The following is a 14,036-nucleotide window of genomic DNA, read 5'->3' on the forward strand; positions in this document are numbered from 1 at the left end:
CGGCCGACGGGGAGCGCCCTACAGGGCGATCCAGGTCGTCTTCAGCTGGGTGTACTTCTCCAGCCCGTAGGTGCCCTTGTCGGCACCGTTACCGGACAAATTCCGGCCTGCGAACGGAGTCGAGGGCACGCCTTCCTCATACGAGTTCACCCAGACGTTCCCGGCGTCGAGTCCGCGGGCCATCCGGTGGATTCGCGAGACGTCGCGCGTCCACACCGACGCGCCCAGGCCGAAATCGGTGTCATTGGCGAGCCGGAGCGCTTCGTCCTCGTCCCGGAACGGCTGGATGCACACGACCGGACCGAAGATCTCCGCGCGGGTGATCTGCATCGACGCGTCGGTGTCCACGAACACTGTCGGCGCGACCAGGGAGCGCTCCTCGTCGAGGGCTTGCTCACTGCCCGTCAACAGCGTCGCCCCTTCGCGCACACCGGATTTGACGAATTCGAGGACGGTGTCGCATTGGTTGCGGCTGCTCAGTGGGCCGAGCACCGTACCCGGGTCGAGCGGATCGCCGATCGTGAGCGTCGAGACCCGATCACACACGCCCGCGACCACCTCGTCGTACACCGACTGCTCCACGAACAGCCGCGACCCGGCGGTGCACATCTGCCCGGTGTTGAAGGTGAACGCCCATGTCGCGGTGCGAACGGCCTGCTCGAGATCGGGTGCGTCGGCGAAGATGATGTTCGGCGACTTTCCGCCCAGCTCGAGGGACACCGGCTTGCCGTTGGATACCGCGGAGTCGCCGAGCAGCCGCAGGCCGACCTCGGTCGAGCCGGTGAACGTCACACACGCCACGGAGTGGTGCCGGCTCAGTGCCGTGCCGACGGTCGCGCCGCGTCCGGTGACGACCTGAAGCACCCCGTCGGGAAGCCCGGCGAGACTGCTCAACTCGGCCAGCCGCAGTGAGGAGGCCGAGGTCTGCAACGCCGGCTTGAGGACGACGCTGTTTCCGGCCGTCAGCGCCGGCGCCAGCTTGAGCATGGCGAGGCTGATCGGGAAGTTCCACGGCGTGATGGCTGCCACGACACCCAGCGGCTCGCGCGTCACCAGCGCCACGGCGTCCTGGAGGCCACGCGGGGAGTCATCCATCAGCTTGTCCGCCAGCTCGCCGTACCAGCGGAGATTGCGTACCGCGGAGGTGACTTCGAAGTCGCGGGCCTGGTGGACCGGCTTGCCCATCTCCCGGGAGATCAGCACGGCGAGCCGATCGGCATCCCGCTCGATCAGGTCGGCCCAGGCGATCAGGACGCGCCCTCGTTCCGTCGGCGCCATCCGGGACCACACACCGCTGTCGAACACGGCACGGGCGTTCTTGACGATGCGATCGACATCGGCGGGGGCGGCCGACGGCACGGTGGTGAACTGTTCACCCGTCCACGGATCGCGCAGCGGGAGGGTCTCGGAGTCGGCCGCATCGGCCCACACACCGGATTCCCACATCCCGAACGATGTCGGAACGGTGGCGGCCAGCGTCCGCAGCTGTTCGGTGCCGGACGTCGTCATGGTGTGCACTCCCTTCTGTGAATGGCGGATGACGCCTCGGACGTCACGCGAGTTCGAAGTAACGCAGGAACTCCCAGACCGACAGCTGGGCGTTGTCGCGCTCGGCCTCGGTGTGGAAGGACAGCCATTCCCAGCGGCGATGACCGACCCAGTAGTCGACGAATTCGTCACCGAGGTACCGGCGCAGCTGATCGTCGGCATCCAGCGCGGCGACCGCGTCGTAGAGGTTCTTCGGGACCGCGGGCACGCTACCGGGCACCAGCGCCCAGGCCATCTGCTCGAACGGCGCGGGCGGCGTCGACTTCTCGTCGAGTCCCAGCAAGCCGCCGGCCAGGAACGCGGCCAGCGTGCAGTACATGTTGGAGTCGGCGGACGGCAGGCGATACTCGAGACGTGTCGCGGAGTTGTCGGCCGGCACCGCGCGAACGGCACACGACTTGTTCGCGACGCCCCACGTCTGAGTGGTCGGGGGCCCTTCGAGCTCCATCAGCCGCCGGTAGGAGGTGATGGTCGGCAGGGCGAAGCTGGTCGACGCCTCGAGCGTCGCCATCACACCACCGAGGAAGTGCAGCATGCGCTCGCTGGGCTCGCCGGGCTTGTTCGCGTCGAAGAAGATGTTGCCGTTCTCGTCGCTGACCGAGACGTTGAGGTGGGCGCCTTGGCCGTACGCCGCGGACCACTTCGACATGAAGGTGATCGACCGGCCCAGGGAGTAGGCGACCTCGCGCATGATCTGGCGGGCCCGCGCCCACCGGTCCGCGGCGGTCACCGGATCGGCGGGGGCGATGTTGAATTCGATCTGACCGCTGGCGGCCTCGTCGGAATACGCCTCCCAGGGAATTCCGATCTCGTCGAACCGGGCGACGACGGCCTCCACGTACTCCACGTAATCGGGAGACTTCGCGTGCACGAGCGCCGCACCGGCGTTGCCGCCGAGCGGTGTGAGGTTCTGGTACTGCTGGGCGCGCGCCTGATCGATGGACTCCTGGAAGACGGTCGCTTCGATCTCGACGGAGGCCAGGATGCTCAGACCGCGCTCCGCGTACGCGGCCGTGATGCGCTTGAGCGCCTGGCGGGGGTCTGCCCCGATGGGCTCACCCTGCAGGGTCCAGAGGTCGCCGATCACCGAAGCCACGCCCGGCTTCCATTCGACCAGCGTGCTCTCGTCGGGCCGGAGCTCGATGTCGGTCATCGTGCCGTTGCGCCGCCACTCCGGGAAGCCGAAACCGAGCGCGGAATTATTGTTCAGATCCAGACCCAGGGCCAAGTCGGGCAGCGCGATGCCCTTCTCCCGGCACGAGCGGTACTTCGCCGGCGAGAGCGTCTTGCCGATCAGGACGCCGTCCTGGTTGGTCGCCTCGACGCGCACGCGCGACACCGAGGTCAATTCTTCGAAACGGTCAGAGCTCACCGCACACCACCTTCAGGTTGGCGCCGATCAGCGCCGAGAGATCGGACAGCGAACCCTGCAGCGCGAGTTCACCACCCTCGAGTTCTTCCATGACCAGCGAACGGCCACCGAACATGCGTGACAGGGCGGCCGACGAACCGACGAACGTGTAGCCGGTCGCGGCGTCGCCGAACGACGCGAATTCGTTCGCGTCGAAGCAGTAGAGGTTGAGGCCGGCCGGCATGCCCCGGGCCGCGCCCACACGTTCCCAGAACGTCTCCGCCGCCGATCGCCAGTCGACGTCGGGCCCGGACAGCAACACCTGGACCTCTTTCGCGAAGCCACCCAGCGCCTCGTCCTCGACCTCGGCCGGCGCCGGATCGGGCCAGCGCACATCCCAGGTGAGGTCCGGCTCCGCACCGCTGTCGGCGGCGACGGTGATCTCCGAGCCGGTGAAGGTGACGAAGGCCTTCTGGGCATCGGTGGTCGAAGACAGGCGGACCGTCCGGACGTTGTCGATCGCGGTGAATGTCGCACCCCGGGCGAACGCGTCGCGAAGACGACGCGCCACCGACAGAACCATCGGGGTGGGGCGGTCTATCACCGCCACGGTGCCTGTCACCGCGTGACTCGTTGATTCGGACATGTCTGCCTCTCTGCAGCTGTGGTCATGTGACTTAATCATGTGATCTAATCGGGTGCTCTGTCAATACCCGAGACCTGCTTCGTTCCTGCGCGAGGTGATAGGTGACCTGGAAGGGAGGCTCGGATGGGCCTGTCCGAAACCGCCATGCTCGACTTGCTCGACGAGGACGCGCGCGCCTTCGCGCAAGCGCTGCTCAGTCAGGCGCCGCCGCCTCCGTACGCCCGGTACGGGGTGGAAGGCGTGCGGTCGATCTTCGATACGGTCGACGGCGCTCGACAGCCGATACGCCCGGTGCACAGCGTCGAGGAGCGGGCCGTCGACGGTCCTGGCGGTCCGCTCCGAGTGCGTTGTTACCGCCCTTCGTCCGCACACGGACTGCCCGCCGTGATCTACATCCACGGCGGCGGTTTCGTCGTCGGGACATTGAACGGCGTCGACGACGTCTGTAGGTCGCTGTGTGCCGAGGCGGAGTGCGTCGTCATCTCCGTCGAGTACCGGCGCGCCCCCGAACACGTCTTCCCCGCGGCCGCGGACGATTGCCTGTGGACCTACGACTGGGTCGAACGCGAGGCGGTGTCACTCGGCGTCGATTCGTCGCGGATCGCGCTGGCCGGTGACAGTGCCGGTGGAAACCTCGCGCTGTCGGTCTGCACCGCCTTGGCCGAAGCGCGCCGCGCCGCGCCGAAGGCGCTCGTCCTGGCCTATCCCGCGACGTCGAACACTCACGCGGGCCCGTCCTGGGACGCCTTCGAGCACGCGCCGGTGCTCTGCAAGACCGACGCGCTGTGGTTCTGGTCGAACTACGCCGCGGACAGCGAAGCGGATCCGCGCGCTGTGCCCATCCTGTCCGATACCCTCCACGCGCTGCCGCCGACGTTGCTGGTGGCGGCCGAGGTGGACGTACTGAGGTCGGACTACGAGCATTTCGCCGCAACGGCGGCCCGCGCCGGTGCCGAGGTGGAAATCCGCCAGTACGACGGTGTCCCGCACGGCTTCTTCACCGAGGTGGCTGTCATCGACAAGGCCAGGCACGCTGTCGCCGACGCGGCGCACCATTTCCGGACCCACTTCGCCCACTGAGCCGCATCGCCCGCGGCGAGCGGGCGAGACCGGCTCCTGCACGCACGGCGGGCGCACCGATCCCGGCCGGCAACATCCGGCCGTTCGAGATCGGGCGCTCGTCTCGCGGCTTCTCGCTGTGTAGCCGCAGGCCACGGCGGTCGAGGCGTCGCTCAGGCGAAATCGACTCGTGGCGAGGTAGGTCCGGTCATCTTGGTGACCTCGGTGGGGCCGGACCAACCGCAGGGAAGCCCGCACGTCCCGCGTGTGGTTACGGTTGCCGTGCCGTCCGCATAGTAGGTGACATTCATGAATGCGTTTGCGGCATAACCACATTCGGGGCACGAGCCGAAGTGATCGAGCACTTCCCGCGTTTGTTGCCGTACGACGAGCTTCGACAGTGTGGATGCTGCACCGGCCGCCCGGCTGAGGTCTTCCATATCGATATCCCTCGTTGTTCGTGTTCTCGATGACCGTTGCGCACATCGCGCGAACTCGGGCCGAAAGCTCAACTCGCAGGATCGTGGAACAACCGCTCGCACGGAAGACGTGGCAGAAGGCTCGTATCGGACGGTGTTTCGGTGACCAGCTCGATCGCCTCCCGGCGCCGACGTCCCCATTCGGTGAAGAACGTGAGGGCTGCCGTACGGGTGGTGCGAAAGTCGAAAGCCATGCCGCCCAGCCAAATCCGAAGCTGCACATCCTTGTCCAGTGGCTGCGGATCTGCGAAGTGCATCGAAGCTTCCCTTGCCCATCGTCCTGTCGCGGATGACGCCCTTGGTCGGTCTCGCCCACGAGTGGCGACAATTCATACGACTAAGTCATTTGATCAGAGCGTATCCAAGGCGATGCGGCAGGTCAACACTCCGAGCCGTCGGGAGTTCTATCGCGGAAGGAGATGTTTCCAGGGCTGATCAAATGATAAAGTCATCTGAACAAGTCTTCTGATCGCAGAAGGTCAGGCAGAACCCCGCTGACGCCGAGATCGACTCGACCGCCGATGCGCTCGAGCAGCGGTCCGCCGGTCGTGCCCTCCGAACCAGCCCCCTACCGAAAGGCGGTGCGATGCGCACTCCGAACACTGTCGACCCGGCGTCCGGCTACGCCGCCGGGCCTCGGGGAGCGACGCGGGATGTGCCACCGAAGCTCGAGGTGGTGGTCGTCGGTCTCGGCGCCACCGGTCTCGCCATCGTCGAGTCCCTCGTTCCTCGTGCGGATTGCGCGCTGGTGGGGGCGCTGGACATCCGGCCGGCGCTGCTGGGGACCGAGCTGGCGTCGCTGGTCGCGCGCGCACCCGCCGTGCCGGTCGTCTCGTCGGCCGAGGCGCTGCCGTGCGCCGACGTGGCCGTCGTCGCCACGTCGTCGTGGCTGGAGGGAATCGAGCCCACGATCACGGCGCTCCTCGAGCGGGGGATGAACGTGGTGTCGATCTGCGAGGAGCTTCGCGAGCCGAGCCTGAGCCACCCCGAGATCGTGGCTCGGCTCGACCGGGTCGCGCGGGCACACGGCGTCTCCGTACTGGGCACCGGCTGCAACCCCGGCATGCTCATGGACACGCTGCCGCTGGTGCTCAGCGGGCTGACCACCGAGGTCCGGCGCGTGGCGGTGCGACGCACAGCGGATATGAGTCGCTACGGCGCCATTCTGCAGAAGTTCGGCCTCGGACTCACCCCGGACGAGTTCGACGCGCGCCGGCGGTCGGGCCGGGTGATGGGGCATGTCGGATTCGACCAGAGCATCGCCGCGCTGGCACGGGGCCTCGAGTGGACCCTCGACAGCATCGAGGTGGACCCCGTGGAGCGTCACCTCGTCGCCGGCGCCGACAGAGCGGGCGAGCACGTCGCCGTCCCGGCCGGCACGGTCGCCGGCGTCGTCCATCGGGCGCGGGGAATCCGGGCCGGCGCGCCGGTCATCGAATTCGCCACGCACTTCGGCATTTTCGAGCCGGACGACCCGGTGGCACACGGTGACTCCCTCACCATCGTCGGACGCGAGCAGGCGATCGAGGTGAGCGCACCGGGCGGCTACGAGAGTTTCCTGTCGACAGTGGCCATGGCCTGCAACGCGGTGTCCGCGGTCGCCGCGGCCGAACCCGGCTTCCGCACCATCCTCGATCTCCCGGTCTCCGCCCTCGCCAGCAAGGGCGCCCGCGCCACTTCGATCCCCGTGACCTCGTAACAGCCGCGGCCGCCTCCGAGCGAGGGCGAGGCACGAGGGGTGCCGGGCGTCAGAGCCGGCCGGAACTCAGGGATTCGGTGAGCGGTTCCAGGAGTTTGGCTGTGCGCGTGGCGAGTTCGGCGGCCGAGACGTCGAATCTTCCCTGGCAGTAGGCGAAGGCGAGGTCGAGGCCGCCGCCGACCATGATCCGGACCGCCAGTTCCGCGTCGAGAGGGTCGATATCGATGTCGCGGAACAGGAGTGCCCGGTTGGCCAGATACAGGTCGATGACCTTGCGGGCGATGTGGGCTCGCGCCCGGGCCGCTTCACCCTCGTCCGCGTCGCGGCCCAGGACGTGCTGCATGCCGGGATAGGTCGCGGCCAGCTCCGGTGCGACGGTCACCGACGCGTGAATCCGATCGGTGAGGTCGCCTGCGGATGCGATCCTCGCCGTCACCGCGTCGATGTATTCGTCGGCGAAATCGTCGTACACGCCGCCGAGCAGTGCGTCCCGGTCGGTGAAGCTCTCGTAGAAATACCGTTCGGACAGCTTGGCTCGGCGGCAGACGGCGGTCACCGTCACCTGCGCGGTATCGCCGGACTCGAGTAACTCGCGGGCTGCCCGGACGAGCCGCACCCGGCGATCGGCGCGACGCTCGTCGGCGCTCATCCCGCCATAGGTCCGTCCCGCAGCCACGGTGCGATGGTAATCGAGCCACTACCTCTCATCTGACAGAGCTCTTGCCAGATGCCATGCTTCGGTGCACGATGGCGCCACGGACGCGAACAAGGGAGTGGTTGCCGTGACTGAGGCGCACGCCGAGCGGGATGTCGTCGATCATGAGGCGTCGATGGTGATCGAGCCCCGATTCGTGGCCCTGGCCGAGAAATTCTTCCGGGTCTGTCGGTCTCGCGGTCTCGGGGGAGGGGCGCTGGCGGTGTTTCAGCACGGACGGCCGGTGCTCGATGTCTGGGCCGGAGACGCCGGCCCCGGTCGTCCCTGGCGCCGGGACACGATGGCGATGTCGTATTCGACGGGCAAGGGTGTGGCCGCGACGGTCATCCATCGGCTCGCCGATCGGGGACTGCTCGGCTACGACCGTCCGGTGGCCGACTACTGGCCTGAATTCGCCGCTGCCGGAAAGGATTCCATCACCGTCCGAGAACTGCTGAACCACCGGGCCGGGTTGCATCGGGTGCGCGGACTGGTCGCCCGCGACGGGTTCCTCGACCACGACACCATGGCCGCCGCGCTCGCGAACGCCCGGCCGGACGCCCGCCGGCTGCGGTCACCGGGCTACCACACCGTGACGTTCGGGCCACTGGTCGTCGAACTCGCCCAGCGAGTCACCGGCATGTCCTTTCCCGACCTCGTACGAGCCGAACTCGCAGTGCCCCTGGGTGCCGAGGACTTCTGGTTTCAGGTTCCGCCCGAGCAACGGCACCGCATCGCGCCGTTGTTTCCCACTATCCGGATCGGCGGATTCGACTTCGAGACCTTCGCGTCGCGAGCCCGCAGATCCAAGCATCTGAACGGACTGGTGGACAGCATTCCGGAAGGGCTGTTGCGGCGGCAGAACGACGCGGCGGTGCACGACGTCGTGCAGCCGGGGTGGAACGGCGTGTTCACCGCCCGCGGGCTCGCGAAAATGTATGCCGCCCTTGCGAACAACGGAACCATCGACGACACCCGGTTCCTCACGAGGGAGACCGTGGCCCACATCGCGCGGATGCCTCCCGCCGGCGGCCGCGACTACATCCTGAATATGTCACCGCACCACTGGCTGGGCTACCACCGTCCGATGAACGGCGCCGCCACTCCCGGCCTCGGGCACTACGGCACCGGCGGCTCGGGCGGCTTCGCGTTCCCCGACATCGGCCTGTCGATCGCGTTCGTCACCAACTACCTCGGGAGCCGCATGTTCGCCGCCGGTGACCTCCGGCTGCCGGCCTTCACCTCCATGGCATACCGGCTCGCCCGCCGACGCTGACGGCTGACAACCGATTGTCCTGGGTTACCGCGGCCGGGATTCGCGAGGCTGATCCTCGGCTCTCCGCACGCCACCGTGATGGCCACCCTCGACGCCTTCGTCGGTGGCGTCGGTTTCGGGGGCCTGCGATGCCGGTTTCTCCTCCGCGGGCGCGGCAGTTGCCCCGCCGGGAGTCTCGTCAGGGGCCGGGGATTTGAACTCCGCGTCGGTCACCGGGTGTGTCGCGCCCCCTGTCTCGGCGCTGCTGTCCTGCACGGTGGCGCCGGCCATCTCGCCTGCGCTTGTTCGGCGGCCTTCGTAGGGCGGGACTGCCGGTTCGGTGTCCGCGGGAGGGACCGTCCCCGTAGTGGCAATGTCGTCTTCGGACGGGTTGTGGTCCCGAGCCGACGTGATTTCTTCCTGGTCGAATGTGCCGGCCGGGCGATCGGTCGAGCCGCCCCCCGGTGTCTCCGACCCGGTGTCTCGCGAGCCCTTGGCTCCTCGTTGCGATTGAGGCTCTTCGGACAGATGTTCGCTGGACATAGCTCCATCGTCTCCTCGAATAGAGCGCTGGATTATATACTCTGCATCCCCAGCGTTGTACTCGATTCAACGGCAGTCAAGACGGCCTCTGACGCCCGTCCACAGCGTTTGTCGAGATGAGAGCAGCAGCAGGCGCTCGCGGCGTTCCCCCACGCCGCAGCCGGATCCAGGGCGCTACCGTGGGAGGGTATGGACAGTCGGGAAATCGCGGTCACGGTAGGTGCGGAGGACTGGAGCGCCCTCTGCCATGCTGCCGAGGCCGCCGGCATGAGTATCGAGGCCTACGTGTCGTGGGGCGTCCGGATTCTGGCCATGCAGGCCCGCCCCGGCGGAACCGGGCGCCGCGAACCTTCGGCCGGCCCGCCACCGCAGCGGCGAGAAGACGCGGGCGTCGAGGAATCGGAAGCCGCGGCGTGGGCCGAGACCTTCACCCAGCGGCTGTCACACCGCGCCGCCCGTCTCCACGAAACCGAGATCTGAACCGTCAGGGGCGACCACCCACCACCCCATATCCGAGGACGCATGCGGCGCCCACGCTCATGGTCAGGATGCTGGTGTGCGCGACCCGACGGACTCGATCACGAGCTCGCTGTCAGCGGGCAGCCGGATCACAGCCGCCTGCTCGGTCGGAGGGTCGGCGATCCGCTCCACCAGATCCCGCATCCGCCGCGCCGCGAGCGTCTCGGATCGGTAGCGTCCGAATTGATGCGACGCCGGACTCAAATCGACATCGCCGTAACGGTTTCCCGCGAGGTAGATCATCTGAGCCTTGATGGTGAACTCGTCCGGCAGGCGGGACTCCGCCTTCACGATCTTCTCGACTCGGCACTCGGCGATGAGATTGGCACGAACGAGCCGCCCTTCGTCGGTCTCCAACCGCAGCGTTCCCATTCGCCCATTCTGACCGAGCCCACCGACACAAACCGGATCGAGTTCGGCGTCGAATCGACGAGAGTGCCTATGTCCCAAGGTATTCGATAGTGATGTGCGCATGGCGAAGGCCATGTGACAGAAGATCCAGTTGCCCATCGACACTCGCCTCGTTCGGCTGCAGTTATGCGATCGGCGCGACCACGTCGACAGACGATCCACCCCAGCGTCCGACAATAGGGTTCGACACCCGGTGAGGCCGGTGCGAGGTTGCCAGGTATCCAGGTTTGTTCGAAGAACGGCTGGCCGAGTCCCTGGATGCGGACGATGACGAAGAAGCTTCGCTGGGCCGGCAAACCGGCGACCGGCCTTCCCGGACCTGTGACGACCACGGCATGCTCGTAGCCTCAGCCGACGCCGCGCGCCCGATCCCTATGCGCGACGGGTTCATTCGCATCCCCTACCGGCAGCGCCACCGGACGGATCTGTTCATCGACCGCGTCCTCCTGCTCGGCCGATGCATCCGGCTGCCCACCGTGGCACCCACCGCGACGGAAACACTGTTCGCTCCCAGACCGGCACTGCTGGACCGCTGACGCCGGTGACCACCCACACGTCACCAGCGACGTCGGCCGAGGCTGTCGCGCGAGTCCCGCTGTCACAGACGGGATCAGCCCTGCCGATATCGCCGACACCACCACACCGAATTTCGACGTCGTCTACGCCGTGGGCTATCACACCCGCCGGATGTGTCACCGGTGACCGGAAACGGTGCGCGAGGGGAGATTTCGTCGCCCCGCTGCGCTACGGCTGGATCGGTCGCGTGCATGAGCGCATCTATCGATGCTGCTGCCAACGGGTTTGGACAGTAGCAGATCTTCGGCGTTTGGGTGCGATTCGGCCTAGGCTGCTACCGGCTCGTGCAACACTGCCAGGTGCGACCGATCGCGCACGTCGCCGCCGAGATGGGCCGGACAGGGCAGTGTGCGAGCAAGTGGTTCAGCAGATTTCGCCGGTTCGGTTAGCTGGTGTTGCATGCATTGTGATGAGGAAGGCTGAGCCTAGTGAGCAGATCTCCCGTTCCACTCGATGAGCAGCAGCCGATAGACAAGAACCTGGGTGGCCACGTGCTGCGCCATCTCTACGGGGGCGAGACCCACGCGGAACTGTCGATCACTGTGCGAGACAGAATGATCCAGTACGCCCTCGTCTCTTAGCTTCAGTCAGCGAACATCCCCGACGACGATCTCGTTCAGGCGATCTGCGATCTGGTCGACTTGCACGAACGCTTCGGGTCCGGCCTGTGCGGAGCGAATTATCGATTCGTCAAGAACTCGGACGGGAGGTGGAACATGGTGGGGCGTTTCTCCTACGAGTCGGACACGTCATCCGTCTGAAGTGTGGAATGCACTGACATGCCGCATAGCGCGCTGGTCGAACCGGCCATCGCACGGCGCTGGGCGAAACGACTGAGCCCACACCCGGATACCGGATGGGAGGTCGGTGTGCGCCTGTTCCTGGCGACTCAGTCGGCTCGGTATCGCAATTCCAGTCCGCGCTGCAACGCTGCGTACTCGTCAGAGGAAAGTCGGGCCTTCGCAGCCAGCTCTGCATCGGCTGCCGATCCGAATCGTGAACTCGCCCAGCCGGTATGGTCATCGACCAGAACGAGTGTGTTCCAACCACCTCCCATGCAGCGGGGTCCATCGACCAGCTCGTCGGCCAGTGCGCGCCAGATGAGCTCGTCCTCGTCGGCGAGCAGTTCGGCCGCATCCGCGACGACAAGGCAGCTCCGGTACGCGGAAGGGCGTTGGCTCACTGCTTCGAAGAACTCCCACAGGGTTCGCGCGGCACCGTAGGGAAGCTGCATTGCGGCGGCGAAGTGCTCGAGCGCACGCTCCAGCGTCGAGCAGGCAGACCCGAGCGCCAACCGAACGTCGGCGCCGTCATCGGCGTCGTACCCGTAGTCGTAGATCGGTTGGAGACGAGCAACCAGGTCCGCCACCCGATCGCGATCACCGACTTCCACCGCGACCACCTGGCCAGGACTGGCGGCGATAGACTCGGCGATCTTTTCGATCTGTTCCACCTGCCCGATTGTGGCACTCGGTCCGGCTTGGAGCCTCGCGGATTCACTCTATGCCGCATACCGCGCTGACCGATGCGGCCAGCGCGGGGCGCCGGCCGCCGGAACCTGGTGCGGTGCAGAACGTCCGCTCCTGCCGAGTTTCGGACAGGTTAATAGACCTTGTGCAGGCGTGATTGTCAGGCGGGCGACCAGCCTCGTTGATGGAGGCGATCGATTGCGGCATCGAGTAGGGCGCGGCCGGGCGATGCTTCCTCCCACCACAGCGACCAATGGACGGTGATTCGAAGCTCGATGGCAGTGCTGAAGGAGTCCGAGTCACGGAAGCCGGAGTGTTCGTCTTGCCACACGTGGATCGAAAATGGCGCCATGAAACCGAGGCTGTATTTTCCCGCCCAGGCGCCCGTGGTTCGGCGTTCCAGGGGAAGTGGCAGATTCGAGGCTCCGTTGTCCAGGTCGTCGACGACGAGAAAGTCCTGTGCCGCGGGCACCGAGGTGTCTGGCATGCGGGCCATGGTGTCGAAGACATACATCTCCCCTCATGAGGGCCACTGGTTGCACGACAGGTCGCATGGCGCATTGAACAGTGCATCGACCGCTGCCAGCATTGCTGACTCGTCGATCGCTTCAACATCGATAATCTGCGCATGGGTGTATGGGGGATACGGTTCTGTGCCTGGCGGCTTCAGATACCAATGTTCTTCTGCCAGCGGTTGTTGCGCGATCAGAGAGAATCCCTCCGAGTGGAATCGGACGCACTTGGTGAGCCCGAACTTCTGGGTTCGATCAAGTCGCGGGTGAGTTCGACGATCGCCGCCACCGCGTGCCCGGCCCCTTCTCGCTCCAACTCGGTTGCTGTTGTACCGCACCGCAAATCCCACTCGAGCTCCAGTCTCAGCTTGTAGCCATGACCGGAGGGGTAGATGACATGTCCGGAATGTTGGTCGTACACACTGCGTGATGGTGCACGACTCGTCCAATTCGCAGCAACCGGCGGCTTCGAGAGTGCCGCGGTTGGTGATGCACACTATTGCCGCATAGTGCGCGGTTCGAAACGGCCACTGCGGATAGCCAGACACAGCTGAGCCCCGCCCAACACACGGGGCGGGGCTCAATAAGTCTGCACGCAGGCGGTTTGGCCGAAGGTCACCTATTTTCGACGGTGAGGCTACTCCGCTTCGGAACTCGACCTGATCCCGATCCTGCTGCAAGCCGCAGGCGGGCCACGCGAATCGGTCATGATGTTCGGTACCGATGAGATGAGGAGCGAGATGATTTCCTTCAATGGCGATATCAAGATCGCGGACAACCGAGTTGTCCGAGACGCGTTTGCAGATTGGCTAGGAACTAATAACACAAGCGTTAAGGAGCGGATGTCCGGTTTTGAATTAACCTACGAAGACGAAGGTACTTATGTCTTCTGCTATGAGGCGACGGTGCCGGCTGGAGTGAACCCGTTCTATCTGTTCGAGGGTTCCCTCGAATGTGTCGAGTCGGATTCGATAGAGAAATTGAAGGCGCTGATTCGAGTCTGCGTCGGAAAAGATCTCGAGTGCATCATCGACTATACGCCGGTCGATGATGAGGGTGATCCGGTAGGAGAGGAAGTGACTATCAGCAGAATGGATATCTCTACATAATGCCGCGGACAGCGTTGACCGAACCGGCCAGCGCGGCGCGGCGGAAGGTCAACTGGCCGAGCAGGTTCGAGGTCCGCCGACCCTGCCATCGAGTGTCCAAGTAGTCGAGTTCACTGCGACATTCTGCGACGCTGCCACCATCGTGCGCTCGTACGATGCGAAACTT

At 65.9% G+C, this 14,036-nt stretch carries 15 protein-coding genes; 6 read left to right on the top strand and 9 right to left on the bottom strand.

Translation table 11 applies throughout. The annotated features are described in order from the left end of the window. Nucleotides 1-18: 18 nt before the first annotated feature. From ON23_RS06425 to ON23_RS06435, 3 genes are read right to left on the bottom strand one after another with little or no spacing between them, the layout of a single operon-like run. Entirely contained in the window at nt 19-1,509 is a 1,491-nt protein-coding gene (locus tag ON23_RS06425; protein ID WP_051042127.1) for an aldehyde dehydrogenase family protein, read from the bottom strand. Nucleotides 1,510-1,552: 43 nt separating this feature from the next. Next, complete coding sequence (locus ON23_RS06430; RefSeq protein WP_051042123.1) at nt 1,553-2,920, bottom strand: type I glutamate--ammonia ligase; 1,368 nt, start codon at nt 2,918-2,920, stop codon at nt 1,553-1,555. Continuing rightward, nucleotides 2,910-3,521 (bottom strand): hypothetical protein, encoded by a 612-nt coding sequence (locus tag ON23_RS06435; RefSeq protein WP_094027832.1) that lies wholly within the window; start codon nt 3,519-3,521, stop codon nt 2,910-2,912. Before ON23_RS06435 ends, ON23_RS06430 begins: the two co-directional genes overlap by 11 nt. Before the next feature lie 147 nt (nt 3,522-3,668). Here ON23_RS06435 and ON23_RS06440 point away from each other — a divergent pair, with 147 nt between their 5' ends. Beyond that, nucleotides 3,669-4,625: an alpha/beta hydrolase gene (locus ON23_RS06440; protein ID WP_039776930.1), complete on the top strand. Its 957-nt coding sequence runs from the start codon at nt 3,669-3,671 to the stop codon at nt 4,623-4,625. Nucleotides 4,626-5,112: 487 nt separating this feature from the next. Here the strand turns inward: ON23_RS06440 and ON23_RS06445 are convergent, their stop codons facing one another. Further along, nucleotides 5,113-5,340, bottom strand: coding sequence for a hypothetical protein (locus ON23_RS06445; RefSeq protein ID WP_039776931.1), 228 nt, complete (start codon nt 5,338-5,340; stop codon nt 5,113-5,115). A 329-nt stretch (nt 5,341-5,669) separates the two neighbouring features. On the opposite strand from ON23_RS06445, the gene ON23_RS06450 reads away from it, so the two are divergent. Further along, the gene (locus tag ON23_RS06450; RefSeq protein ID WP_210743716.1) at nt 5,670-6,782 is read left to right on the top strand and encodes an NAD(P)H-dependent amine dehydrogenase family protein; all 1,113 of its coding nucleotides are present in this window, start codon (nt 5,670-5,672) and stop codon (nt 6,780-6,782) included. Nucleotides 6,783-6,831: 49 nt separating this feature from the next. Here ON23_RS06450 and ON23_RS35810 read toward each other — a convergent pair whose 3' ends face one another. Beyond that, nucleotides 6,832-7,458, bottom strand: a complete 627-nt coding sequence (locus ON23_RS35810) for a TetR/AcrR family transcriptional regulator (protein WP_157170178.1) — start codon at nt 7,456-7,458, stop codon at nt 6,832-6,834. A gap of 106 nt (nt 7,459-7,564) precedes the next feature. On the opposite strand from ON23_RS35810, the gene ON23_RS06460 reads away from it, so the two are divergent. Continuing rightward, on the top strand, nt 7,565-8,752 hold the full coding sequence (locus ON23_RS06460) for a serine hydrolase domain-containing protein (protein WP_245555914.1): 1,188 nt from the start codon (nt 7,565-7,567) through the stop codon (nt 8,750-8,752). A 24-nt stretch (nt 8,753-8,776) separates the two neighbouring features. Here ON23_RS06460 and ON23_RS06465 read toward each other — a convergent pair whose 3' ends face one another. Then, nucleotides 8,777-9,274, bottom strand: coding sequence for a RodZ family helix-turn-helix domain-containing protein (locus ON23_RS06465; protein WP_039776932.1), 498 nt, complete (start codon nt 9,272-9,274; stop codon nt 8,777-8,779). A gap of 189 nt (nt 9,275-9,463) precedes the next feature. Here ON23_RS06465 and ON23_RS06470 point away from each other — a divergent pair, with 189 nt between their 5' ends. After that, the gene (locus ON23_RS06470; protein WP_039776933.1) at nt 9,464-9,754 is read left to right on the top strand and encodes a hypothetical protein; all 291 of its coding nucleotides are present in this window, start codon (nt 9,464-9,466) and stop codon (nt 9,752-9,754) included. A gap of 63 nt (nt 9,755-9,817) precedes the next feature. On the opposite strand, the gene ON23_RS06475 is transcribed toward ON23_RS06470, so the two are convergent. Then, nucleotides 9,818-10,165: a hypothetical protein gene (locus ON23_RS06475; RefSeq protein ID WP_039776934.1), complete on the bottom strand. Its 348-nt coding sequence runs from the start codon at nt 10,163-10,165 to the stop codon at nt 9,818-9,820. 374 nt (nt 10,166-10,539) lie between these two features. On the opposite strand from ON23_RS06475, the gene ON23_RS06480 reads away from it, so the two are divergent. Further along, a complete protein-coding gene (locus ON23_RS06480; protein WP_157170179.1) occupies nt 10,540-10,740 on the top strand; it encodes a hypothetical protein in 201 nt (66 codons plus the stop codon). Between the two features lie 929 nt (nt 10,741-11,669). On the opposite strand, the gene ON23_RS06485 is transcribed toward ON23_RS06480, so the two are convergent. Together ON23_RS06485 and ON23_RS06490 are read right to left on the bottom strand one after the other, a co-directional pair. Then, nucleotides 11,670-12,233, bottom strand: a complete 564-nt coding sequence (locus ON23_RS06485; RefSeq protein ID WP_039776936.1) for a hypothetical protein — start codon at nt 12,231-12,233, stop codon at nt 11,670-11,672. A 176-nt stretch (nt 12,234-12,409) separates the two neighbouring features. Then, nucleotides 12,410-12,763 carry a hypothetical protein gene (locus tag ON23_RS06490; RefSeq protein WP_039776937.1) on the bottom strand — a complete coding sequence of 118 codons (354 nt, stop codon included), beginning with the start codon at nt 12,761-12,763 and terminating at the stop codon, nt 12,410-12,412. Between the two features lie 738 nt (nt 12,764-13,501). On the opposite strand from ON23_RS06490, the gene ON23_RS06495 reads away from it, so the two are divergent. Further along, complete coding sequence (locus ON23_RS06495; RefSeq protein ID WP_143860602.1) at nt 13,502-13,870, top strand: hypothetical protein; 369 nt, start codon at nt 13,502-13,504, stop codon at nt 13,868-13,870. The last annotated feature ends 166 nt before the right edge of the window (nt 13,871-14,036 follow it).

Origin of the sequence: Nocardia cerradoensis NBRC 101014 (assembly GCF_000308535.1) — a bacterium.
Classification (GTDB): domain Bacteria; phylum Actinomycetota; class Actinomycetes; order Mycobacteriales; family Mycobacteriaceae; genus Nocardia; species Nocardia cerradoensis.

Bases quoted from the DNA above. Each gene is read 5' to 3' on its own strand.
- ON23_RS06470 (WP_039776933.1), top strand. From the start codon at position 9,464: ATGGACAGTCGGGAAATCGCGGTCACGGTAGGTGCGGAGGACTGGAGC.
- ON23_RS06495 (WP_143860602.1), top strand. From the start codon at position 13,502: ATGATTTCCTTCAATGGCGATATCAAGATCGCGGACAACCGAGTTGTC.
- ON23_RS06490 (WP_039776937.1), bottom strand. From the start codon at position 12,763: ATGTATGTCTTCGACACCATGGCCCGCATGCCAGACACCTCGGTGCCC.
- ON23_RS06465 (WP_039776932.1), bottom strand. From the start codon at position 9,274: ATGTCCAGCGAACATCTGTCCGAAGAGCCTCAATCGCAACGAGGAGCC.
- ON23_RS06425 (WP_051042127.1), bottom strand. From the start codon at position 1,509: ATGACGACGTCCGGCACCGAACAGCTGCGGACGCTGGCCGCCACCGTT.
- ON23_RS06480 (WP_157170179.1), top strand. From the start codon at position 10,540: ATGCTCGTAGCCTCAGCCGACGCCGCGCGCCCGATCCCTATGCGCGAC.
- ON23_RS06440 (WP_039776930.1), top strand. From the start codon at position 3,669: ATGGGCCTGTCCGAAACCGCCATGCTCGACTTGCTCGACGAGGACGCG.
- ON23_RS06445 (WP_039776931.1), bottom strand. From the start codon at position 5,340: ATGCACTTCGCAGATCCGCAGCCACTGGACAAGGATGTGCAGCTTCGG.
- ON23_RS06450 (WP_210743716.1), top strand. From the start codon at position 5,670: ATGCGCACTCCGAACACTGTCGACCCGGCGTCCGGCTACGCCGCCGGG.
- ON23_RS06475 (WP_039776934.1), bottom strand. From the start codon at position 10,165: ATGGGAACGCTGCGGTTGGAGACCGACGAAGGGCGGCTCGTTCGTGCC.